Genomic DNA, 808 nt, shown 5'->3' with positions numbered 1-808 from the left:
GAAAATTTGACCGCTCTTGGGTGTAAAAAGTCGTCTGAATTTTCAGACGGCTTTAACTTTTAACTCATCCACAATCATCTTAAACACATTGGAATGCCCGCGGCGGCTGGGGTAATAGAGATAAAGCGGATCGTAAGTGATGGCATACTCGGGTAACAGCTCGACCAACTGCCCAGAATGGAGTGCGTCTGCGGCGATGATATGTGGCAGCCAAGTGATGCCAAGGCCGTCTGAAACGGCTTGCAGGCGCAGATGATTGTTGATAGAAAACTGCGATTTTGGTGTGAACGTAATCAGCTTTTTTTTGTATTTGAATTCCCATTGAATTTCCGTGCCGTGTTCGGCGGAGAGCTTCGCACCGATAAGGCGGTGCTGCTGCAAATCATCAATATTTTTCGGCGAACCATGTTGCGCCAAATAATCGGGCGAGGCGACCAACGCCATTTTGAACGGCGCAGAAATCGGTACGGCAATCATCTCTTTCGCTACCTTGTTACCTAACCGAACGCCCATATCAAATCCTTCTTTCACAATATCTGCCCAACGATCGTCCACCACGATTTCCAAGCGGATTTTCGGGTATTGGTTCAAAATCGGCTTTAATTTTGGATACAACACGGCTTCTGCTGCCATCGCCGGGGCGTTGATGCGAATCAATCCCGATGGCGTATTCAAAAAATCATTTAATGCATCGACTTCTTGGTTTATGGCTTGATAAAGCGGAGAAAGTTGGTCGAAAAGCTGCTGCCCCGCTTCGGTCAGCGACACATTGCGCGTAGTGCGGTTGAACAAGCGCAGGTTCAGCCGC

Annotated in this window: 1 protein-coding gene; it reads right to left on the bottom strand. The window is 48.4% G+C overall.

Annotated features, from left to right (window positions below; translation table 11 throughout):
• Window positions 1–42: 42 nt before the first annotated feature.
• A partial coding sequence (locus ACTHTS_RS10860; protein WP_440370035.1) for a LysR family transcriptional regulator occupies window positions 43–808 on the bottom strand: 766 nt, incomplete at its 5' end.

Origin of the sequence: Neisseria sp. P0019.S003, from assembly GCF_051957115.1 — a bacterium.
In the GTDB taxonomy this organism is placed as follows: Bacteria; Pseudomonadota; Gammaproteobacteria; order Burkholderiales; family Neisseriaceae; genus Neisseria; species Neisseria flavescens_D.
This window is presented reverse-complemented; position numbering and strand designations above follow the sequence as displayed.